We start from the raw sequence: 21,373 nt of genomic DNA on the forward strand, positions 1-21,373 counted from the left end.
AACAGCGCGATGTTCCTCGGCGCCCCCGGCCGGCGGCCCCGGCAGGTCGCCGGGGCGCTCCACGGGCGCGCCGACCTCGCGTGCGCACGAGGTCGGCGTGGCCATCGTGGAACGCCCGCGCCGGTTCCGCCTGCGCTCGCGCCCCGGCGGTCCTGACCGTGGCCCCGCCGTCGCCTCGTGACCGCGGTCGACCGCACCGTGCGATGACGGCGGAGCGCCCGGTCACGACGATGGCGCCGGCCCGGCCGTCCCGACGTGCTCGACCGCGCGCACGACCAGCGAGCCGCGCCGGCACGTCAGGCCCACGAGACGCCCCGTGAAGCCGCCCGCGACCTCGGTGGACAGGTAGCGGCCGTCGAGCCGGCCGAGATCGACGCGGCCGTCCGGCCCGTCGACGGCCGCGACCACGACGTCGGGTCCGCGCTCGCGGCTCCACCGGGGGGCGTCGGAGTGGACCGTCCGCAGGTCGAGCACCGTCGCGGGGGTCCAGGGCGCCTCGCCGAGCACCGACGTCAGCGACCCGATGCGCGCGACCGCGCGGACGGTCCCGTCGTCGACCTCGAGCGACACGGCGTGCCGTGGGTCGAGGCGCACCTCGAGGCCTCCCGCGCCGTCGGTCGCGTCGACGCGCGCGCGGGTCGTCGTCACGGCGTGCTCCTGCCGGCGACCGACGAAGGACCGTGCCCCGTCCGTGCCCGCGGTCAGCACCCACGCGTCGCCCGTGCGGCGCAGCAGGTCGCCGGGGAGGGCTCCGGCACCCACCCAGGTCGGCGGGAGCGCACCGTCGAGCACCTCCCGCACGTCGGGCTCGGCGGGCGGCTCGAGCGGGTCGCCGAGCACCGGCCAGCCGTCCCGCCAGACGACCTGCGCCGCGAACGTCTCGCGGCCGCGCACGTGCCAGCCGGGGAACGCCCCCTCGTGCCGGACGCCGAGGAAGACCACGGCCCACGAGCCGTCGGAGCGCTCGACCAGGTCGGCGTGGCCGGTGTGCTGCACGGCCGTCGCGCGACCGCGTGCGGTGAGCAGCGGGTTGTGCGGCGACGGGTCGAAGGGGCCGGCGGGCGACGGCCCGCGCGCGACCGAGACGGCGTGCCCGTGCCCGGTGCCGCCCTCGGACACGAGGAGATACCACGTCGACCCGACGCGGTACAGGTGCGGGCCCTCGGGGTCGCGCCCGCCGGTCCCGCTCCACAGCCGCCGCGGCGCCGTGAGGAGGTCGCCGGTCGACGGGTCCAGGACGGCCTGCACGATGCCGTCGTCCGACCACGTGAGGTAGCAGGTGCCGTCGTCGTCCCAGGCGAGGTCCGGGTCGATACCGCCGGCGTCGCGGATGCGGACCGGTTCCGACCACGGGCCCGCGGGTTCGGTCGCCGTCACGAGGAGGTGGCCCGGGCCGTCCGACACGTTGGTCGTGACGAGCCAGAACCGGCCGTCGTGGTGCCGCAGCGTCGGGGCGTAGACGCCGCCCGAGGGGGCGACGCCGTCGAGCACGAGCTGCGACGGGCGGTCGAGCGCGTGCCCCACGAGCTCCCACGAGACGAGGTCGGGCGACCGGAACAGCGGGACCCCGGGGGCGTACTCGAAGCTCGAGCACGCGAGCAGGAAGTCGCCGTCGCCGGTCCGGCACACCGTCGGGTCGGGGTGGAACCCGGCCACGACGGGCCGGGTGGGCAGGTCAGGGGCGGTGGGCGTCGTCGCATCCGGCACGGGTCCGACCCTGTCACACCGGACGCGGCCTCCGGCGAGCCGTGTCGTCGACGATCGCACCGGGCGCGACGGGCTGCGCGTCAGGCGGGGACGAGCGCGACGCCCGCGCGCCGGAGCTCCACGAGCGTCGGGTCGTCCTGCGCGACGTCCGTGACGACGCCCGCGACGTCGTCGAGCGGCAGGACCGCGAACCGTGACGCGGCGCCGATCTTCTCCTCGCTGGCCAGGACGAACGTGTCGGCGGCGCGGCGTGCCAGCGCGCGCTTCATCGCGGCCTCGTCGGCGTCGCCCGTGGTGAGCCCGGCCGTGGGGTGCACGCCCGTGACGCCGAGGAGGAAGACGTCCGCCGTGACGCGCTCGGCCCCCTCGACGGCCGCGGCACCGCACGCGACGCCGGAGTGCTTGAACAGCCGCCCGCCCAGCACGACGACCTCGACGCGCGGGTGCTCGACGAGCGAGGCGGCGACGCCCGGGCTGTGCGTCACGATCGTGGCGTCCAGGTCGGGGGGCAGCGCCCGGACGACCGCGAGCGCGGTGGTGCCGCCGTCGAGGATCGCGGTGCAGCCGGGCGTGACGAGGCGGGCGGCTGCGGCGGCGACACGGTCCTTGCTCGCGACGCTGACGCCTCCGCGGCTCGCGAGGTCACCGACGGCGGGGGAGGCCGGGAGCGCCCCGCCGTAGACGCGCTGGCACAGGCCGGCCTGTGCGAGGTCGCGCAGGTCGCGCCGCACGGTGTCGGGCGAGAGACCGAGCTCGGCCGCGAGGTCCTTGGCGACGATGCGACCGTCGCGGTGGAGCCGGTCGAGCAGGACGTCGCGACGTTGGGCGGTGAGCATGCGGCCTCCGTGATCCTGCACGTTCTTTCTTGTTGCTGCCGAGTGTTGCACGTACTGTCGCACGCATGCACCCCGCTCCCACGACCACGTCCACGACGCCCCACGCGCAGCCCGGGACTCGGATCCCGGACCACCGTGGCCGTACCGACCTCGACCGCGCCGGCCTCGACCTCACCGGCAACCCGCGCGTCCGCGTGGTCGCCGTTGAGCTCCTCGCAGCCGCCTGGCACGTGCTGCGCCGGACGACGTTCGACTACCGCGGCGCCGACGGCCGGTGGACACGTCAGCAGCGCGAGACGTACGACCGCGGCAACGGGGCGACCGTCCTCCTGTACGACCCCGACCGTGCCACCGTGCTGCTCACCCGGCAGTTCCGCTTCCCCGTCTACGTCAACGGCCACCCCGACGGGATGCTCCTCGAGACCGCGGCCGGCCTGCTCGACGACGACGACCCCGAGACGGCGATCCGCCGCGAGGCGCAGGAGGAGACCGGCGTGCACGTGGGTGCGCTCGAGCGGGTCTTCGACGTCTGGATGAGCCCGGGATCGGTCACCGAGCGGCTGCACTTCTGGGCCGCGCCGTACACGCCCGCGCAGCGCACGGCCGCCGGCGGCGGCGTCGCGGCGGAGGGGGAGGACATCGAGGTCGTCGAGCTGCCGTTCGCGGACGCGCTCGCGATGACCCTGACCGGCGAGGTCGCCGACGCGAAGACGATCATGCTGCTCCAGTGGGCGGCGCTGCACGGGCCGTTCCGCGCGCACTGAGCCCCCGCGGCCTGGACCTGCATGGTCTAGACCAGTAGCCTGCCGGTGTCACCGTCGACCGCCAGGAGGCAGGCCATGCAGCGTTCCGTCGTCGTCGCGATCGAGGAGGGCCTGCACGCCCGTCCTGCCGCGCTCTTCGTCGCCGAGGCCGCGCGGCAGCCCGCACCGGTGACCATCGCGAAGAACGGCTCGGCGCCCGCGCCGGCCCGCTCGATCCTGTCCGTCATCACCCTCGGCGTGTGCGCGGGCGACGAGGTCACCCTCGCGACCGAGGCCGACGACGCCGAGGCGGCCGCCTCGCTCGATGCGCTCGAGTCCTTCCTGGGCCGCGCCGCCGTGAGCTGACCGCGCGCGAGGGCCGGGCGCGTCCCGCACGACGCCGCCCGGCCCTCGCCCGCGTCACAGCCCGAGCTCGTCCAGCACGGGCAGCCGTGCCCGCACCGCCGCACGGGCCGCATCGGCGCCGTCGGCTGCACGCGCGACGTCGGCGAGCTCGCGGCACTGCGCCGCCGTCACGGTCGCGAGCACCGCGCCGACCTCGGGCAGCGCGCGCGGCGTCATGGACAGGGACGAGACGCCCAGGCCGACGAGCACCGTCGCGAGCGCCGGGTCCGCGGCCGCCTCGCCGCACACGCCGACCGGACGCTCGCGGAGCCGCCCGCCCGCGCACGTCGCGGCGACGAGGTCGAGCACCGCGGGCTGCCAGGACGTGGAGAGGCGGGCCAGCCGCGCGAGCTCGCGGTCGGCGGCCATCGCGTACTGCGTGAGGTCGTTCGTGCCGATGCTGGCGAACCGCGCGTGCGCGAGCAGGTCGCGCGCCCGCAGCGCGGCGGACGGGACCTCGACCATGACCCCCGCCTGGTCGAGACCGTGCGCGGTACACCGCTCGACGAACTCGCGCGCCTCGTCGGCCGTCGCGACCATCGGCGCCATGACCCACACGTCGGCGTCGCACTCGCGCGCGGCCGCCGCGATCGCGGCGAGCTGGTCGTCCAGCACACCGGGGTGCTCCCACGACGTGCGCAGGCCGCGGACGCCCAGCGCGGGGTTCGGCTCGTCGGGCGCGGTGACGAAGGGCAGCGGCTTGTCCGCCCCCGCGTCGAGCGTCCGCACGACGACCTTCCGCCCGGGGAAGGCGGCGAGCACCTGCCGGTAGGCGGCGACCTGCTCGTCGACCCCGGGGGCGGCGGTCCGGCCGAGGAACCCGAGCTCGGTCCGCAGCAGTCCCACGCCCTCGGCACCCGCGGCGGCTGCCGCCTCGGCGCCCGCGGGGTCCGCGACGTTGGCGAGCAGCGCGACGGGCAGGCCGTCGGCGGTCGCGCCCGGCGCTGCCAGGCGGGTCGCGCGGCGGACCGGTCGCGCCGCGCGCGCGACGGTCGCGTCGTCGGGGTCAGGGGTCACGACGCCGAGCGAGCCGTCGACGAGCACGGTGTCCCCGTCGCGCAGCGTGCCCGCACCGGCGACGGCGACCACCGCGGGGATCCCGAGCGCGCGCGCCAGGATCGCCGTGTGCGATGTCGGGCCCCCGCCCTCCGTGACGAGCGCGAGGACGCGGTCGGGGGAGAGGCGCGCGGCGTCGGCGGGCGCCAGGTCGCGGGCCACCAGCACGAACGGCGCCTCACGGTCGGGCACGCCCGGCACCGGTGCGCCGGTGAGGGTCGCGACGACGCGGTCCCGGACGTCCTGCACGTCGCGTGCGCGCTCGGCGAACAGCCCGCCGAGCGCGACGAGCTGCTCGGCGATCCCCGCGGCCGCGTCCCACACCGCGCGCTGCGGCGTCGCGGACGTGTCGAGGACCCGCCGTCGCGCCTCGTCGACGAGCGTCGGGTCGGCCGCCATCTCCGCGGTCACGGCGAGCACCTGCGCGGCTTCGCCCTCGGCCGTCCCGGCGGCGGCGAGCAGCGCGTCGTGCACGGCCGTCGTGGCCGCGTCGACCCGGTCGGCGGCCGCGGCCAGGTCGGTGCCCGGGGGGAGCGGCTCGGTCGACGGTGCCGGCAGCGGGTCGGGCATGCGGGCGACGACGCCTGCGCGGCGCCCGGGGCTGACCCCGACGCCGCGCAGGACGAGAGCGGTGCTGGTCATCGCGCGGGGTCGGTCGCCGCCGCGTCGGCCGCCGGGGCCGGCTTGTCGAGGCGCGGGGCCGGCGCGTCGACGACGTCGGCCGTCGGGTCGACGGGGGCCACGTCGTCGTCCTCCCGGCCGGGGGTGCGCAGGTTCCACCGCGTGATGACCCACCGGAACAGGAGGTAGTAGACGACGGCGTACCCGAGCCCGACGACGATGAGCAGCAGCGGCTGCTCGGCGATGCGGAAGTTGAGCACGTAGTCGATCGCGCCCGCGGAGAACCCGAACCCGTCGCGGATCCCGAGCGCGTTGGTGAGCGCGAGCGACGTGCCGGTGAGGACCGCGTGGATCGCGTACAGCGGGTACGCGACGTAGACGAACGCGAACTCGAGCGGCTCGGTCACGCCGGTGACGAACGAGACGAGCGCGGCCGAGCCCATGATGCCCGCGATGACCTTGCGGTTCTTCGCCTTCGACGTGTGCACGATCGCGAGGGCGGCCGCGGGCAGGGCGAACATCATGATCGGGAAGAAGCCGGTCATGAACGTGCCGGCGGTCGGGTCGCCGTGCAGGAAGCGCGCGATGTCGCCGGTCCAGACGTCGCCGTTGGCGTCGGTGTACTCGCCGAACTGGAACCACGGCAGCGAGTTGAGCAGGTGGTGCAGGCCGATCGGCACGAGCAGGCGGTTCGCGGTGCCGTACACGAAGGCGCCGAGGATCGTCGAACCCGTGACCCACTCGCCGACCGCGGTGAAGCCCGCGTCGAACGCCGGGTAGATGAGCGCGGCGACGACGGCGATGAGGATGGCGGCGCCGGCCGTGACGATCGGGACGAAGCGGCGGCCGCCGAAGAACGCGAGGTAGGGCGGGAGCTTGATCCGGTAGTACTTCTGGTAGAGCAGCGCGGCGACGAGGCCGATGACGATGCCGCCGAGCACGCCGTAGTTGATGAGCTCCTGCTTCTCGCCCTCGGCGGCCTCGCCCAGGACGTACGGCGAGAGCGCGGTCGTGACGCCCTTGAACACCAGGTAGCCGATGAGCGCCGCGAGCCCCGTCGAGCCGTCGGACTTGCGCGCGTAGCCGACGGCGACGCCGAGCGCGAACAGCAGCGGCAGGTTGGCGAACAGCGCGTCGCCGGCCGCGGCGAGGACGGCGGCGACCGGGATCAGCCACTCGGCGTGCGCGCCGAGCCCGTCGGCGCCGAGCATGTCGGGCTGGCCGAGCCGCAGCAGGAGCGCCGCCGCGGGCAGCGACGCGATGGGGAGCATGAGGGAGCGGCCGATGCGCTGGAGCTGCGCGAGGCCGGGGATCCCCTTGCGCGGGGTGTCGACAGGATCGACGACGGCGGTGGTCATGGAGCACTCCTCGTTGAGGGTCGATGACGTGCGGGGCCGAGGGGGAGGGACCAGCGGCGGACGGAGCGTCTGGAGCGCCGCGCTGTGCCCTGGTCTGGACCAGTTGCGCACAGAGTGGTCTAGACCTCATCATGTGTCAAGGGTCACACCGCGACGCCGCGGAAGCCGCCCCGGAGCCGGGGGAGGCTGGCCTGCCATGCCGTTCTGAGGAGTGGACCTGGACGCGGACCAGCGGGCTGACGACGACCCGGCGCGCGGCGACGACGCCGACGACACCCCCGTCGCGCACAAGTACCTCGCCGTCCGCGACCACCTCGTCGGGCTCGTCGCGCAAGGGCTCCGGGTCGGCGACGCGATCCCGTCCGAGCGGCACCTGAGCCAGCAGTTCGGGCTGTCCCGCATGACCGTCCGGCAAGCCGTCGACGCGCTCGTCACCGAGGGCGTCCTGGTCCGCGAGCAGGGCCGTGGCACGTTCGTCGCCCCGCAGCGCATGGACTTCGAGATGCGCCTGACGACGTTCGGCGAGGAGATGCGCCGGCGCGGCATGGAGCCGACGACGGCCGTCCTCGCGGCGCAGACCGTCGCCGCGACCCCCGACGTCGCGGCCGCCCTCGAGCTCGAGCCGCGCGCCAAGGTGCACTACCTGTACCGCGTGCGCAGCGCCGACGGCGACCCCATGAGCATCGAGCAGGTCTGGGTCCCCGCCGCGCTCGCGCCCGACCTGCTCGACGGCGGGGCGCCGCCCAGCATGTACGACGCGCTGCGCGCCCGCGGGCTCGCGCCGGAGTGGGGCGAGGACACCCTCTCCGCCGACGACGCGACCGACACCGAGGCGTCGCTGCTCGGCCTCGGCGACCGCCGCGCGGTGCTCCGGGCGGCGCGCCGGACCTACAGCGCGCAGGGCGCGACGATGTACTCCCGCTCCTGCTACCGCGCCGACCGGTACAGCGTGTGGGTGCCGCTGCGTGCGCCGCGACCGTCGCTCGTGCCACGCCGGCGGTCGCCCGGCGGCGATGACGGCACGCGCACCGACGTCCCGACCCCCGCCGCCGACCCGGCGACGCCCCCCACGACGACGCGGCACGCCCCTGCCGCCGCGGCAGCACGAGGAGAACGGCCATGAGACCGGAAGGCATGGAGCAGGCCGCGGCGATCCTCGCCGCGCTCGGCGGCGTCGAGAACATCGACGAGATCGAGCCCTGCACGACGCGGCTGCGCTCGCTGGTCCGGGACACCGCCCGCGTCGACGCGGCCGCCCTGCGCGCCGCGGGCGCGTTCGGTGTGATGATCTCGGGCCGTGTCGTGCAGGTCGTCGTCGGCCCGAACGCCGACACGATCGCCACGGACCTCGACGACCTGATGTGACAGCGCCGGTCCCCGACCGGCCAGCGACGAAGGAGCACCACGATGAGCAAGGCAGAGCAGATCCTCGCGGCGCTCGGCGGCGACGCGAACGTCCTCGACCTGGAGCCGTGCGTGACGCGGCTCCGCGTCGAGGTCGAGGACCCGTCGCGCGTCGACGACGCCGCGCTCAAGGCCGCCGGGGCGATCGCCGTCGTCCGCTCGGGCGTCGCCGTGCAGGTCGTCGTCGGCCCCGAGGCGGACACCCTCGCGTCGGACATCGAGGACCTGCGCTGATGGCCCTGCCGATCCTCGCGCCCGTCGCCGGACGCGTCGTCGCGATGACGGACGTCGACGACCCGGTGTTCGCGGGCGAGCTCGTCGGTCCCGGCCTCGCCATCGACCCCGCGCTCGACGCGCCCGCCGAGGTCGTCGCGCCCGTCGACGGGACCGTCGCGAAGCTGCACGCGCACGCGTTCGTGATCGAGACCGCCGACGGCCGGGGCGTGCTCGTGCACCTCGGCATCAACACCGTGCAGCTCGGCGGCGAGGGGTTCACCCTCCTCGCCGCGGAGGGCGACGCGGTCGTCGCGGGGCAGGTCCTCGTGACGTGGGACCCGGCCGCCGTCGAGGCCGGCGGGCGGTCGCCCGTGTGCCCCGTGGTCGCGCTCGACGCGCGCCCGGACGCGATGTCCCGGCACGTCCAGCCGGGCGACACCGTGTCGGCGGGGGACGCGTTCCTCGCGTGGGCCTAGCTGTACTGACCCGCAGCGTTGTTGACGCGGTCGATGGGTCGTAGGCCGCCGATGCCGAGGTGGGGTCGGTCCAGGTTGTAGCGGTCGAGCCAGTCGGGCAAGACGGCGGCGCGTTCGGCATTGGTGGTGAAGACGCGTGAGTATGCCCACTCGGCGGCGAGGGTGCGGTTGAGTCGCTCGACCTTGCCGTTGGTCCACGGGCAGTAGGGCCGGATCAGCTTCAGGCGGATGCCGAGTTGCTCGGCCGTCTCGAGGAAGTCCCGGGAGATTCGGTAGTTCCTGGCGTTGTCGCTGATCACGCGCTCGACCGTGATGCCGTGAGAGGCGTAGAACGCCGCTGCACGGGTCAGGAACCCTGCGCAGGTCGTGCCTTTCTCGTCGTTGTGGATCTCGGCGTAGGCCAGCCGGGAGTGGTCGTCGATCGCGGTGTGGATGTAGTCGTAGCCGACCCCGCGGCGGCGGTCTCGTCGACCGTCGGCTCGGCCCAGTGCCCGATGCCCGCCGCCGTCCGGGATGCGCCCGAGCTTCTTGACGTCGATGTGGACCAGCGAGCCGGGATAGGCGTGCTCGTAGCGGTGCGGTGAGCGCCGCGAGGCACGAATCGGCAGGCCGGTCAGGGGGTCGCACTCGCGCAGCAGGGGTGCGCCGTGACGGGCCAGGACGCGCCCGACCGTGGAGGCGGGAAGACCCAGGTGATAGCCGATCCAGACCGGCCCTCGCCGCGAGAGCATCCGAGCGATCCGCACCCGGGTCTCCACGCATGCGGGCGTGCGACGCGGATGGGTGCGTGCGCAGCTCGGCCGGTCCACCAGGCCTGCGCGGCCCTCGATCCGAAATCGGCGCCACCACCGCCACGCGGTCGTGCGCGAGACGCCCATCTCGGCGGCGACGTGGGCGACCGGGCGGCCAGCCGCGATGCGCTGGACCATCACGAACCTGCCGGCAGGTGTCAGCCGGGCATTAGCGTGAGACACGAGAGACCTCCGTGGTCCGAGTCGGTTCCTAGACAGCTCCAACTCGACCCGGAGGTCTCTCGCTACGTCAACAACGGTCTTGGTCAGTACACCTAGCGGCTCCTCGACCGCCCGCCGCCGTCACGGCGACCGGGTCGACGAGACCGACGGGTCGCTCGCACCGACGACCTGGTCGCGGCCCGCGTCCTTCGCGACGTACATCGCGTCGTCGGCGGCGCGGAGCATGTCGTCGGCCGTCGCCCCGGGCGTCAGCGTCGCGACGCCCGCGCTCAGCGTCACCCGGACGGGCTCGCGATCCGTCGGCACACGGAGCCCTGCGCACCGGGTGCGCACGTCGTCGGCCCGGAGCGCCGCCTCGCGGGCCGTGGCGCCGGGCAGGAGCAGGACGAACTCCTCGCCGCCGAGCCGGGCGGCCGTCTCCCCGGGCCCGGTGGCCACGGCCAGCTCGTGGCCGACCGCGACGAGCACCGCGTCCCCGACGGCGTGCCCGTGCGAGTCGTTGACCGCCTTGAAGTGGTCGACGTCGACGAGCACCATGCTGAGCGGACGGCCCGTCCGGCCCGCCTCGTCGACGGCGTCCGCGAGCCGTTGCCCGAGCGCCCGCCGGTTGAGCAGGCCGGTGAGACCGTCGCGCGTCGCCTGGTCGACGAGCTCCGCCCGCAGGCGTTCCAGCTCGGTGACGTCGCGCAGCACCACCACCGTGCCCGCCGCGCGGCCCGCCGCGTCCGTCATCGGCGTCACGCGCACGTCGAGCACCGTCCCGCTCGCCGTCGTCAGCGTGCCCCGGTCGCGCCGCGCGGGGTCGCCGTCGAGGTAGGACCGCCACGGGGCGTCGGCGGCGGCGTCGAGGCCCCCACCGCCCGGGACGCCGACGAGCGAGCGGGCCGCCGGGTTCGCGTCGATCACGCGGCCGCGCGGGTCGAGCACGAGGACGGCGTCGTCGATCACCTCGAGCACCTGCCGGGTAGTCACCGGCACCACCGTGCTGTGCCCGCCGAACCGTTCGACCCACCACCAGATCGCCGCGCTCACCAGCAGGAAGGCGGGCGTGAGGTGCAGGTTCTCCGACCGCGCCGCGACGAGCGTCGTGAGGACGTTGCCGAGCGTGGGGATCGTGGCGGCGAGCACGGCCACACCGAACACCCGCCGGTGCCCGGGCACCGCGCGCACCATGGCGCCGAGGCCCAGGACGATGCCCGCCGCGACCAGCGCGTAGCAGTAGGCGGTGTGCACCCAGTAGAGCGGGCCCGCACCGACCGTGACCGTCGTGCCGTCGGCGTGCACGCGCAGGAACCACTCGTGCACCGGGTCGAGCACGAGCGCCACGACGAGGAGCGCGGGGTGGACGAGCAGCAGCGCCCGGGCACGCCCCGACAGCCGCCGGCCGGACAGCACCGCGAGGTACCAGAAGGTCGCCCCGGCGACCGCGGCCGCGCCCGGGAACACGAGGTAGTGCAGCGCGACGGTCGCGGGCACGGAATCCTCGGCGACGTGCAGCAGCGCGCGGGCCGAGGCCCACAGCGAGGCGCCGAACATCATGATCGCGAGAGGGAGGGCGAGCGGGGAGGACCGGCGCCGGCGCGCGACGAGGATCCCCGTCGCGGTCGCCACGACGGCGGCGAGCAGCGAGACGGTCTCGACGAGGGTGGGCACGGACACCTCCGTCCCGTCCCGTCGGCGGGACGAGGCCGGTCGTGAGGGCACGGGCGGCGCGCCACCCGACCGGCCGTCGCCCGTGCGGGTGTCAGATCCGGCCGCGGACGGGCGTGCGCTCGACGGGGTCGGCGTCGCCGGGCGCGGCCATCTCCGCGCGGACGCCGAGCAGCCGGATCTCGCGGTCCTCGATCTTCTCGGCCAGGGTCGCGGCAGCCTCGACGACCGCGGCACCGTCCGTCGTGGGGGCGGGGAGCTTGCGACTCATGGTCGTCGTGACGAACGGCGCGTAGCGCACCTTGAGCGCGACGCGCACGACGGGTCGCCCGTCCTGCGCGGTGTCCTGGACGACCTCGCGCGCGAGCGCCAGCACCGCCTCGCGCGCCTGCTCGGGCGTCGTGAGGTTCTGCTGGAACGTCGTCTCCCGGCTGTGGCCGCGCGGCACCCACGGGGTGTCGTCGACGGTCGCCGGGCCGAGGCCGTGCCCGAGGTCGTGGTACCAGACGCCCATGCGCGGCCCGAACTCGGCGACGAGCGCGTCGACGGACGAGTCCGCGAGCTCGCGCACGGTCGTGACGCCCAGCGCGGCGAGCCGCTTGGACACCTTCGTGCCCACGCCCCACAGGTCGATCGTCGGGCGGTCGCCCATGACGTCGAACCAGTTCTCCGCGGTCAGCCGGAAGACGCCCGCCGGCTTGCCGTGCTCGGTCGCGATCTTCGCGCGGACCTTGTTGTCGCCGATGCCCACCGAGCAGTGCAGCCGCGTCTCGCGGAACACCGCCTCCTGCGCGCGGCGGGCCAGCGCCTCGGGGTCGTCCGTCCGGGCCCCGAGGAACGCCTCGTCCCAGCCGAGCACCTCGACGACGACGTCGAGCGACCGGAGCGTCGCCATGACGCGCTCGGACACCGCCTCGTACTCGGGTGCGTCGACGGGGAGGAACACGCCGTCGGGCAGCTTGCGCGCCGCGATCCGCAGCGGCATCCCGGACCGCACGCCGTGCTCGCGCGCCTCGTACGACGCGGTCGAGACCACGCCCCGCTCGGTGGGGTCGCCGCGCCCGCCGACGACGACCTGCCGACCCGCGAGCTCCGGGCGCCGCAGCACCTCGACCGCCGCGACGAACTGGTCGAGGTCGACGTGCAGCACCCAGGCGGCATCCGTGCCCATGCCCCCTGAGTGTGCCCGTCGTCGCCGACACCCGCCGGGCGACGGTCGTGCGCCGGCGCTACTTGATCGCCCCCTGCGTGACGCCGGCCATGACCCAGCGCTGGGTGAAGAGGTAGACGATGATCGCGGGCGCCATCGCCATGAGGTAGGACGCGAACGCGACGTTGTAGTTGCTGCTGAACTGCGTCTGGAAGACGCTCTGCAGCACCGGCAGCGTCTGCAGGGTCGAGTCGGCGGTGATGAGCGACGGCATCATGAAGTCGTTCCACGAGGCGAGGAACGCGAAGATCGCGACGGTCGCGCTCATGGGCGCCATCATCGGGAAGACGATGTGCCGGAACACCATCCAGGTGGTGGCGCCGTCGAGGCGCGCGCTCTCCTCGAGCTCCTCGGGCAGGCCGCGGATGAACGCGGTGAACAGCAGCACGCTGAACGACAGCTGGAACATGACGTGCAGCAGCGCGACGCCCACGGGGTTCGCGAGCCCGACCATGCCGGTGAGCTTGACCTGCGAGAGGGCCAGCACGGGGAACGGCAGGAACATCGCCGCGAGCAGGTAGAAGAACGAGAAGCGGAAGAACTTCCGGTCCCAGTTGCGGGCGATGGCGTAGGCGGCGAACGACGCGAGCACGACGGTGCCGACGACGGTGACGGCGGTGACGAACACGGAGATCGCGAAGCCGCGCGGGAAGTTGGTGAGCCGCCACGCCTCGACGAACCCGTCGACGCTGAACGGCGACGGCAGCGAGAACACCTGGCCGTCGACGGACTGCGCGGTCGTCTTGAACGCCATGGTGAGTGTCGCGTAGAGCGGCAGGAACACGGCGATCGAGCAGACGAGCAGGGTGATCGTGGCGCCCCAGCTCGGGCGGTCCTCCCCGCCGCGGCCGAGGAAGCGCCGGCGCCGGCGGACGGGCACCTGGCCGGGGGTCGTGGTGACGAGCGTCTGGGCAGTCATCAGAACGCGTTCCTTCCGCGGGTCAGGCGCAGCTGGACGACGGCGAGCACGACGGCGATGAGGAAGAAGATCGTCGCGTTGGCCATCTGGTAGGCGTAGTCGCCGCCGGTGAAGCCGGTGAAGATCGTCATGGCGACGCTGCGGGTCGCGGTGCCGGGGCCGCCGTTGGTGAGGCCGACGATGATGTCGTAGGCGTTCAGGAAGTTCTTGAAGCCGATCACCATGTTGATGACGACGTACCCCGCGACGAGCGGGAGCGTGATCGACAGCAGTCGCCGGACCGGCGTCGCGCCGTCCATGGCGGCGGCCTCGTACACCTCGCCCGGGATCGACAGGATGCCCGCGATGTAGATGAGCAGCGCGCTCGGGATCGCCTGCCACGCGGTGACGATGACGATGGTCACCCAGGCGAGGTCCGGGTTGGCGAGCAGGCTCTGCTCGAGGGCCGTGATCCCGACCGCCTGCCCGAGCTGCGGCACGGAGTTCGAGAACAGGAAGTTGAAGACGTACGCGATGACGATGCCCGAGATGACCATGGGCAGGACGAACACCGCGCGCAGCGCGATCTTGGCGCGGATCTTCGCGGTGAGCCCGACCGCGAGGAGGAACGCGACGACGTTGACCAGGATCACGGTGACGAGCGCGAAGCCGATGGTGAACGCGTACGAGCTGCGGATCGCCGGGTCGGAGAACAGCGCCAGGTAGTTGGTGATCCCGGTGAACTGGAACTCCCCGAACCCGACGGAGTCGGTGAAGCTCAGGGTGATGCCCATGATCGCCGGGAGGGTGATCGAGAGCGTGAACAGCACGAGCGCGGGCACGAGGAACAGGTAGAACGTCCGGTTGACCCGCGGGCGGTCCTTCGAGGTCGGCGGGCGCGGGGGAGCGACGTCGCTCCGGCGCGGCCGGGTCGCGGCTGCGGTGGCCATGGTGGTCTCCGTTCGTGGGAGGCGGAGCGTCGTCAGGAGCGGAAGGCCAGACGCCGCCAGTCGGCGTCGAGCGTGCGCAGCACGGGCTCGGGGTCGGCGCCGGCCGCGAGCGACTGCGTGTAGTTCTGCAGCGGGATCGACTGCGGGACGAGCTGCGAGGCGCCCAGGTAGAACGCGGAGCGGTCGTAGTACTCCTGGAGCTCGACGAGCGTCGGGTTCGTGACGGGCGCGGCGTCGGTCGTGACGCCGAAGCCGAGCGCGTGCGCGTTGTAGGCGTCGATGACCTCGGGCTGCATGAGGAACGCGAGGAACTCGCGCGCCGCCTCCTTCTTGCGCGACCCCTCGGGGATCCACAGCGCGAGGTCGATGTTGACCCGCACCTTGCGGTCGTCCGGGTCGCGCGTCATGGGCAGGGGGAACGCGCCGACGTCGAGGTCCGGGTTCGTCTTCGCGATCTCCCCGATGGCCCACGGCCCCTGCAGGTACATCGCCGCCTCGCCGCTCGCGAACGCGAGGTTGCCGTCCCCGTAGCCGCGGCTCGCCGCGTTCGGGTTGTCGTAGGGGAGGAGCTGCTGCATCTGCTCGACGGGCTCGAGGAACTGCTTCTCGAACGACACGGGCGAGTCGGGCCCGACGTTCGTGCCCTGGCGCTTGAGCTGGTTGAAGAAGCGCGTGGTGTCGAGCCGGCCGCCGACCGAGTAGTCGAACGGCCCCTGTGCGATCGTCCACGGGTCCTTGTACGTGCCGTAGATCGGCGTCACGCCCGCCTCGGTCAGCGTGTCGCACACCGTCATGAGCTCGTCCCAGGTCGTCGGCGGCGTGAGGTCGTGCTCCGCGAAGATCGTGCGGTTGTAGAGCACGGCCGCGGCCATGAGCGAGTACGGGATGACGCTCGTGCGGTCCGGGTAGGTGGCCGTCACGTCGATGAGCGGCTGGAGGTCCGGACGGATGCGCGCCGCCTCGGGCATGTCGGCGAGGTCGCTCAGCACGCCGCGCTCGACGTAGCGCGAGATCTCGAAGTTGTAGTTGAGGCAGCCGATGTCGGGCGGCGACTCGCGCACGAACGACCCGGCGAGGTTGGACGTGGCGTCGTGCCGCACGCGCACGCGGCTCTGCGACTCGTGGAACTGCTCGATGAGGTCGTCGAAGTAGCCGATGACCTCGGGCTTCGACTGGAAGAATACGATCTCGGTGGTGCTCGACCCGCCCGCCCCGCGAGCGCACGCCCCCAGCGCGAGGCCCGCGCCGACCGCGCCGACGCCGCGCAGGAACGCACGTCGGGACAGGTCGCGTGACGCGAGCGACGGGACGGGGGTGGCGCCCGGGTCGGGCGGTGGCTGCGGTGCGGGCGGTCGTGCGGTCCTGGACGTGGGCACGGCGTCGTCTCCCCTCGGGTGTCGTGCGGCGGCAGGGGTGCCGCCGGCGTCGGACGGGTGCCGCGGCACCCGCCCGGACCGTCGTCAGTCGACCGGCGCGTCCGCGAGCCGGAGCCAGACCGTCGTCTCCGCGGGGACGTGGTCGCCGTCGAGCGGGGAGCTCGACACGACGACCTGCCCGGCGGGCATCGGCACGCTCGTGGTGCCGAAGTTCGTGATCGACGCCCAGCCGCCGGGCCGCGCGAAGGCGACGACCGTGGCGGGGACGTTGGTGAGCCAGGTGAGCGTCTCGGTGGTCTGCAGGCGCCGCCGTGCGGCGAGCGCCCGCCGGTAGAACGCGAGGGTCGACGCGTCGTCGGCCTCCTGGCGGTCCACGGCGAACCGCGCGAACGACGCCGGCACCGGCAGGTGCGCGCGCTCGTCGCCGAACCCGAGCGTCGGGCCGTGCGACGCCCACGGCAGCGGCACGCGGCAGCCGTCGCGGCCCTTCTGCTCACCGCCGGAGCGGAAGAACGTCGGGTCCTGCAGCACGTCGGCGGGCAGGTCGGCGACCTCGGGCAGCCCGAGCTCCTCGCCCTGGTAGAGATACGCCGAGCCGGGCAGGGCGAGGGTCAGGAGGGTCGCGGCGCGGGCGCGGCGACGGCCCCGCTCCTCGTCCGGCGCGGGGTCGGTGCCGTCGGTCAGCAGCCACGCGGCCAGGTCGGTCCCGTCGGGCAGGCCGTAGCGGGTCGCGTGCCGCACGACGTCGTGGTTGGACAGCACCCACGTCGACGACGCGCCCGACTCGCGCGCCAGCTCGAGGTTCTTGTCGATGATCGACGCGAACGACGCGGCGTCCCAGGACGCCTCGAGCAGGTCGAAGTTGAACGCCTGGCCGAGCCCCTCGGGGGAGGCGTACCGCGAGCGGCGGTGCGCGGGCACCCACGCCTCGGCGACCGCGGTGCGCGGCGGGTCGTACTCGTCGAACAGGCGGCGCCACTCGCGGTAGATGTCGTGCACCTCGTCGCGGTCCTCGAGCGGGTGCGCGCCGCCCCAGATGTCGGCGTCGAGGTCGGCCTGCGTCGGCAGCGGCTCGGCCATGTCCTTCGCGAGCGCGTGCGCGACGTCGATCCGGAAGCCGTCCACGCCCCGGTCGGCCCAGAAGCGCAGCGTCGTGAGGAACTCCTGGCGCACCTCGTCGTCGGCCCAGTTGAGGTCGGGCTGCTCGGGCGCGAACAGGTGCAGGTACCAGTCGCCGTCGCCCGCGGGGTGCCAGGCGGGGCCGCCGAACGTCGACGTCCAGTCGCTCGGCGGCAGCTCGCCGTGCTCGCCGAGGCCGCGGCGGAAGACGTAGCGCTCGCGGGCACGCGACCCGGGCGGCGACGCGAGCGCCTCCTGGAACCAGACGTGCCGGTTCGAGGTGTGGTTGGGGACGATGTCGACGACGACGCGGATGCCCGCGGCGTGCAGCGCGGCGCGCATCTCGTCGAACTGCGCGAGCGTGCCGATGCGGGGGTCGACGTCGCGGTAGTCGTCGACGTCGTAGCCGCCGTCGGCGAGCGCGGACGGGTAGAACGGGCTGAGCCACACCGCGTCGACGCCCAGCTCGCGCAGGTAGGGGACCCGGGCCGTGATGCCCGGCAGGTCGCCGATCCCGTCGCCGTTCGAGTCGGCGAAGCTGCGCGGGTAGATCTGGTAGACGACCGCCTGCCGCCACCACGTGGCGTCCTTCTCCGGCAGTCCCGCCGCCACGTTCCCGAGCACGGTCATCGAGGTCATCCGTCCCCCTGTTTGATCTACGGCTTAAATTTAAGTCGTGGCACTAGAGTGACGCGAGACGGCGGAGGAGGTCAAGGGTGGAGACGGTCCCGGTCTCGACGAGGCGGCTGCGCGAGGTCAGCACGCGCCTCGTGCTCGACCACGTGTGGGACGCCGAGGAGGTCACCGGCACGGCGTTGATCGAGGCCACGGGCCTGTCGCGCGCGACCGTGCACGACGTCTGCGACGAGCTCATCGCGCAGGGCTGGGTCGTCGAGCTCGAGAGCCAGCGGGCCGCCGGGGATCCGAGGCGTGGACGCCCGGCGCGCCGGTACGCGTTCGACGCGCGCGCCGGGGTCGTCGTCGGCGTCGACGCGGGCCAGCACCGCGTGTGCGCGACCGTGACCGACCTGCGCGGCGAGGCGCTCGCACGCACCGAGCTGCCGGTGGCGGCCGTCGACGGCACGGCGGAGCACCGCCTGGTGCTCGTCGAGCAGGCCGCGCTCGACGCGCTCGCCGCCGCCGGTGCGGCCCCCCGCAGCGTGCTCGCGGTCGCGGTGGGTGTGCCCGCGCCCGTCGACCGCGACGGTCGGACCGCCTTCCAGGACAACCCGTTCTGGGCGCGCATGAACCCCGACATCGGCGGCCACCTGCGTGCGCGGCAGGGCTGGACGACGATCACCGACAACGACGCCAACCTCGCGGCCGTCGCCGAGCACTGGCGCGGGCACGGCCGCGACGCGCGCTGCCACGTCACGCTGCTCGCGGGCGAGCGGTTCGGCGCGGGCGTGGTCGACGACGGACGGCTCCTGCGCGGCGCGCACGGGGGTGTCGGCGAGATGCGCTACCTCGACCTCGTCGAGGGTGTCGGGTCCGCCGACGGCATCGCCGCGATCGTCCGGGACGACGCCCGCGCACAGCTCCACCGGCTCGACGGTCACGCCGGCTCCGTCCTGCAGGACCTCGACCCCGCGGTGCTCGACGCCGAGAGCGTCTTCGCCGCCGCACGCGACGAGGACCCGCTCGCGGTGAGCGTGCTCGAGCACACCGGTGCGCTGCTCGCGCGCGTCGTCGCGACCTTCGCGAGCATCTACGACCCCGAGCGCGTCATCATCGCGGGTGCCGTCGCGGACTCGTGCGAGCCGTTGCTCGCCCTCGTGCGGCACGAGCTCGACCGCTACCTCGACCCGCCGGGGATCCAGGTGCTCGCATCCGACCTCGGGGGTGACGTCGTGTCGGTGGGCGCGGTCAAGCGCGCGCTCGACCACGTGCGCGCGCACGCGCTCGAGATCGAGCCGGCGACGTTGCGCTGACACCCGTGCCGGTGCGCCCCACGGTGGACGCGAGCACCACGAGCGCCGCCGCCGCGAGGACGTGCCACACGCCGTGCCCCTGCCACGGCGTCGACGGGTCGCACCACGGCAGGCCGGGACGGGCCGCCGTGCCCACGGCGGCGCCGACCACGAGGAGCGCGAGCGCGACCGCGACGGCTCGCCGCAGCGCCGGGCGCGCGCGGGCGCGCAGGACCGTGAGCACGACTGCCACCGCCGCGACCCCCACCTGCGCGAGGTCGCCCGCCCGCGGGGCGAGCACGACGACCGGGAGCAGCGCGACGGTCGGGAGCGCCCACCACCACCAGACGCGGGTGCGGCCGGCCAGGTCCGCCGCCGCGTCCGCGGCGAGGAACGCCAGGGTCGCGAGCAGCGGCAGGTCGTGCGCGACGTCCGACCACGCGGGGTCGGGCCCGTGCTCGACGAGCGAGCCGACGCCGGTCGCGGCCACGAGGCCCGCGAAGGTGCGCACCCGACTCACGCCGGTACCGGCCGGGTCGGTGCCCCGGGCGACGAGCAGCACGACGACCGCCCCGACGACGAACGCGAGGCTCGTCAGCGCGGCGACGGGCTCCGTGACGGACCCGTCGGCCGCCTCGCACTGCACGTCGGCGGCGACGGAGCCGGTCCAGCGCACCACCGCGTCCACCGGATCACCCTAGGCAGCGACCGTCACCCGGCGGGCGGTCGCCTCCGCGAGCCGGTCGGGCGTCTCGCCGACGTCGAGCACCACGCCCGCCTCGTCCGCGTCCAGCGGTTCGAGCGTCGCGAGCTGCGAGTCGAGCAGCGACGCGGGCATGAAGTGGTCGAGCCGTGCCGCGAGCCGCGCGGCGAGCACGTCACGGCTGCCGTCGAGGTGCACGAACGTGACGCCGGGGGCTCCGTCGCGCAGGACGTCCCGGTACCGGCGGCGCAGCGCCGAGCACGCGACGACCGCACCGGCCGGGGCCGCGGCGAGCTCGGCCGCCACCGCCCTCAGCCACGGCAGCCGGTCGGCGTCCGTCAAGGGCTCGCCGGCGGTCATCTTCGCGACGTTGGCCGGCGGGTGCAGGCCGTCCGCGTCGACGAACGCGACGTCGAGCCGTCGCGCGAGCAGCCACCCGACGGTCGACTTGCCCGAGCCCGAGACGCCCATGACGACGACCCGCGGGACGGCGCCGCTGCCCGGGAGCGCGATCCCGGTCACCAGTCGTGCACCGTGCCGTCGGCGAGCCGGTTGTAGGGCAGGTACGCCGTCTCGTACGGGTACTTCCCGGCCTCGTCGACGTCGAGGTCGACGCCGAGCCCGGGCTGGTCGCCGGGGTGCAGCATCCCGTCGGCGAACGTGAACGACTGCTGGAACACCGCGTTCGTCCGGGCGCCGTGCTGCATGTACTCCTGGATACCGAAGTTGTGGATCGACAGCCCCAGGTGCATCGCGGCCGCCATGCCGACGGGGGACACGTCGGTCGGCCCGTGCATGCCGGACTTGATCTGGTACTGCGCGGCGTGGTCGAGGACGCGACGCAGGTGCGAGATGCCGCCCGTGTGCGTCACGGCGGACCGGACGTAGTCGATGAGCTGCTCGCGGATGATCTGCTGGTAGTCCCAGACGGTGTTGAAGATCTCGCCGATCGCGAGCGGCGTGGTCGAGTGCTGGCGGACCAGCCGCAGCGCCTCCTGGTTCTCGGCCGGCGTGCAGTCCTCGAGCCAGAACAGGTCGTACGGCTCGAGCGACTTCGCGAGCCTCGCGGCCTGGATCGGCGTCATGCGGTGGTGCCCGTCGTGCAGCAGGGGGACCTCGGGCCCGAACTCGTTGCGGACCGCCTCGAACACCGTCGGCACGTGCCGCAGGTACGAGCGCGTGTCCCAGTCCTCCTCGGTCGGGCGCGCGCCGCGCTGCGCGGGCTCGTGGTCGTAGCGGACGCCGGTGTTGGCCTCGAACGTCGCGTTCGACGCGATGCCGTAGATCGACTTCAGGCCCGGCACACCCGTCTGGACGCGGATCGCCTTGTAGCCCTGCTCCTGGTGCGCGCGGATCGAGTCGAACAGCTCGGGCAGGTCCTTGCCCGACGCGTGCCCGTACGCGAGCAGCCCGGTGCGCGACGCACCGCCGAGGAGCTGGTAGACGGGCATGCCGGCGGCCTTGCCCTTGATGTCCCACAGCGCCATGTCGACGGCCGCGATCGCGGCCATCGTGACGGGACCGCGCCGCCAGTACGCCGAGCGGTAGAGGAACTGCCACGTGTCCTCGATGCGGTGCGGGTCGCGCCCGATCAGCAGCGGCGCGACGTGCTCCTTCAGGTACGCGACGACGGCGAGCTCGCGCCCGTTGAGCGTCGCGTCCCCGAGGCCCGTGAGGCCCTCGTCGGTCGTGATCTTCAGCGTGACGAAGTTGCGGTCGGGGCTGGTGACGATGACGTCGGCGGCGACGATCTGCATGGTG

The 21,373-nt window shown here is 74.1% G+C and carries 21 protein-coding genes; 7 read left to right on the forward strand and 14 right to left on the reverse strand.

From position 1 onward, the window contains the following. Nucleotides 1-222 precede the first annotated feature (222 nt). Both OOT42_RS07500 and OOT42_RS07505 read right to left on the reverse strand, forming a co-directional pair. On the reverse strand, nucleotides 223-1,707 hold the full coding sequence (locus OOT42_RS07500) for a glycoside hydrolase family 43 protein (protein WP_273654250.1): 1,485 nt from the start codon (nucleotides 1,705-1,707) through the stop codon (nucleotides 223-225). 80 nt (nucleotides 1,708-1,787) lie between these two features. Continuing rightward, on the reverse strand, nucleotides 1,788-2,543 hold the full coding sequence (locus tag OOT42_RS07505; protein ID WP_273654251.1) for a DeoR/GlpR family DNA-binding transcription regulator: 756 nt from the start codon (nucleotides 2,541-2,543) through the stop codon (nucleotides 1,788-1,790). A 65-nt stretch (nucleotides 2,544-2,608) separates the two neighbouring features. On the opposite strand from OOT42_RS07505, the gene OOT42_RS07510 reads away from it, so the two are divergent. Both OOT42_RS07510 and OOT42_RS07515 read left to right on the forward strand, forming a co-directional pair. Continuing rightward, nucleotides 2,609-3,307 (forward strand): NUDIX domain-containing protein, encoded by a 699-nt coding sequence (locus tag OOT42_RS07510; protein ID WP_273654252.1) that lies wholly within the window; start codon nucleotides 2,609-2,611, stop codon nucleotides 3,305-3,307. Nucleotides 3,308-3,382: 75 nt separating this feature from the next. Further along, nucleotides 3,383-3,652 carry an HPr family phosphocarrier protein gene (locus OOT42_RS07515; RefSeq protein WP_273654253.1) on the forward strand — a complete coding sequence of 90 codons (270 nt, stop codon included), beginning with the start codon at nucleotides 3,383-3,385 and terminating at the stop codon, nucleotides 3,650-3,652. A gap of 54 nt (nucleotides 3,653-3,706) precedes the next feature. On the opposite strand, the gene ptsP is transcribed toward OOT42_RS07515, so the two are convergent. Together ptsP and OOT42_RS07525 are read right to left on the reverse strand one after the other, a co-directional pair. After that, nucleotides 3,707-5,389: a phosphoenolpyruvate--protein phosphotransferase gene (gene ptsP, locus OOT42_RS07520; protein ID WP_273654254.1), complete on the reverse strand. Its 1,683-nt coding sequence runs from the start codon at nucleotides 5,387-5,389 to the stop codon at nucleotides 3,707-3,709. Then, a complete protein-coding gene (locus OOT42_RS07525) occupies nucleotides 5,386-6,726 on the reverse strand; it encodes a PTS transporter subunit EIIC (RefSeq protein WP_273654255.1) in 1,341 nt (446 codons plus the stop codon). The genes ptsP and OOT42_RS07525 overlap by 4 nt, the downstream gene beginning before the upstream one ends. A gap of 211 nt (nucleotides 6,727-6,937) precedes the next feature. Here OOT42_RS07525 and OOT42_RS07530 point away from each other — a divergent pair, with 211 nt between their 5' ends. The 4 genes from OOT42_RS07530 to OOT42_RS07545 are packed head-to-tail and all read left to right on the forward strand — an operon-like array spanning nucleotide 6,938 to nucleotide 8,822. Beyond that, the gene (locus OOT42_RS07530; protein WP_273654256.1) at nucleotides 6,938-7,849 is read left to right on the forward strand and encodes a GntR family transcriptional regulator; all 912 of its coding nucleotides are present in this window, start codon (nucleotides 6,938-6,940) and stop codon (nucleotides 7,847-7,849) included. Continuing rightward, on the forward strand, nucleotides 7,846-8,091 hold the full coding sequence (locus tag OOT42_RS07535) for a glucose PTS transporter subunit EIIB (protein ID WP_168679346.1): 246 nt from the start codon (nucleotides 7,846-7,848) through the stop codon (nucleotides 8,089-8,091). Before OOT42_RS07530 ends, OOT42_RS07535 begins: the two co-directional genes overlap by 4 nt. A gap of 42 nt (nucleotides 8,092-8,133) precedes the next feature. Further along, complete coding sequence (locus OOT42_RS07540; RefSeq protein ID WP_273654257.1) at nucleotides 8,134-8,364, forward strand: glucose PTS transporter subunit EIIB; 231 nt, start codon at nucleotides 8,134-8,136, stop codon at nucleotides 8,362-8,364. After that, nucleotides 8,364-8,822 (forward strand): PTS sugar transporter subunit IIA, encoded by a 459-nt coding sequence (locus tag OOT42_RS07545; RefSeq protein WP_273654258.1) that lies wholly within the window; start codon nucleotides 8,364-8,366, stop codon nucleotides 8,820-8,822. Before OOT42_RS07540 ends, OOT42_RS07545 begins: the two co-directional genes overlap by 1 nt. Here the strand turns inward: OOT42_RS07545 and OOT42_RS07550 are convergent. From OOT42_RS07550 to OOT42_RS07580, 7 genes are all read right to left on the reverse strand, one after another. Then, nucleotides 8,819-9,796: an IS481 family transposase gene (locus OOT42_RS07550; RefSeq protein WP_273652808.1), complete on the reverse strand. Its 978-nt coding sequence runs from the start codon at nucleotides 9,794-9,796 to the stop codon at nucleotides 8,819-8,821. The two genes, OOT42_RS07545 and OOT42_RS07550, sit on opposite strands and share 4 nt — an antisense overlap. Nucleotides 9,797-9,916: 120 nt before the next feature. Then, nucleotides 9,917-11,449, reverse strand: a complete 1,533-nt coding sequence (locus tag OOT42_RS07555; RefSeq protein ID WP_273654259.1) for a histidine kinase N-terminal 7TM domain-containing diguanylate cyclase — start codon at nucleotides 11,447-11,449, stop codon at nucleotides 9,917-9,919. Between the two features lie 91 nt (nucleotides 11,450-11,540). Then, complete coding sequence (locus OOT42_RS07560) at nucleotides 11,541-12,617, reverse strand: DNA polymerase IV (RefSeq protein ID WP_273654260.1); 1,077 nt, start codon at nucleotides 12,615-12,617, stop codon at nucleotides 11,541-11,543. A gap of 58 nt (nucleotides 12,618-12,675) precedes the next feature. Further along, nucleotides 12,676-13,575: a carbohydrate ABC transporter permease gene (locus OOT42_RS07565; RefSeq protein ID WP_273654261.1), complete on the reverse strand. Its 900-nt coding sequence runs from the start codon at nucleotides 13,573-13,575 to the stop codon at nucleotides 12,676-12,678. Further along, nucleotides 13,575-14,504, reverse strand: a complete 930-nt coding sequence (locus tag OOT42_RS07570; protein WP_273654262.1) for a carbohydrate ABC transporter permease — start codon at nucleotides 14,502-14,504, stop codon at nucleotides 13,575-13,577. Before OOT42_RS07570 ends, OOT42_RS07565 begins: the two co-directional genes overlap by 1 nt. A 32-nt stretch (nucleotides 14,505-14,536) precedes the next feature. After that, entirely contained in the window at nucleotides 14,537-15,880 is a 1,344-nt protein-coding gene (locus OOT42_RS07575; RefSeq protein ID WP_273654263.1) for an ABC transporter substrate-binding protein, read from the reverse strand. Between the two features lie 84 nt (nucleotides 15,881-15,964). Continuing rightward, entirely contained in the window at nucleotides 15,965-17,638 is a 1,674-nt protein-coding gene (locus OOT42_RS07580; protein WP_273654264.1) for a glycoside hydrolase family 13 protein, read from the reverse strand. Between the two features lie 77 nt (nucleotides 17,639-17,715). On the opposite strand from OOT42_RS07580, the gene OOT42_RS07585 reads away from it, so the two are divergent. Further along, nucleotides 17,716-18,930 (forward strand): ROK family transcriptional regulator, encoded by a 1,215-nt coding sequence (locus OOT42_RS07585; protein ID WP_273654265.1) that lies wholly within the window; start codon nucleotides 17,716-17,718, stop codon nucleotides 18,928-18,930. On the opposite strand, the gene OOT42_RS07590 is transcribed toward OOT42_RS07585, so the two are convergent. From OOT42_RS07590 to manD, 3 genes are read right to left on the reverse strand one after another with little or no spacing between them, the layout of a single operon-like run. Further along, nucleotides 18,866-19,597: a hypothetical protein gene (locus OOT42_RS07590; RefSeq protein ID WP_273654266.1), complete on the reverse strand. Its 732-nt coding sequence runs from the start codon at nucleotides 19,595-19,597 to the stop codon at nucleotides 18,866-18,868. The two genes, OOT42_RS07585 and OOT42_RS07590, sit on opposite strands and share 65 nt — an antisense overlap. A 9-nt stretch (nucleotides 19,598-19,606) precedes the next feature. Further along, nucleotides 19,607-20,134, reverse strand: a complete 528-nt coding sequence (locus tag OOT42_RS07595) for a gluconokinase (RefSeq protein WP_273654267.1) — start codon at nucleotides 20,132-20,134, stop codon at nucleotides 19,607-19,609. Next, entirely contained in the window at nucleotides 20,131-21,369 is a 1,239-nt protein-coding gene (gene manD, locus OOT42_RS07600) for a D-mannonate dehydratase ManD (protein WP_273654268.1), read from the reverse strand. The genes OOT42_RS07595 and manD overlap by 4 nt, the downstream gene beginning before the upstream one ends. Nucleotides 21,370-21,373 lie beyond the last annotated feature (4 nt).

The organism is Cellulomonas fimi, assembly GCF_028583725.1.
GTDB lineage: Bacteria > Actinomycetota > Actinomycetes > Actinomycetales > Cellulomonadaceae > Cellulomonas > Cellulomonas fimi_B.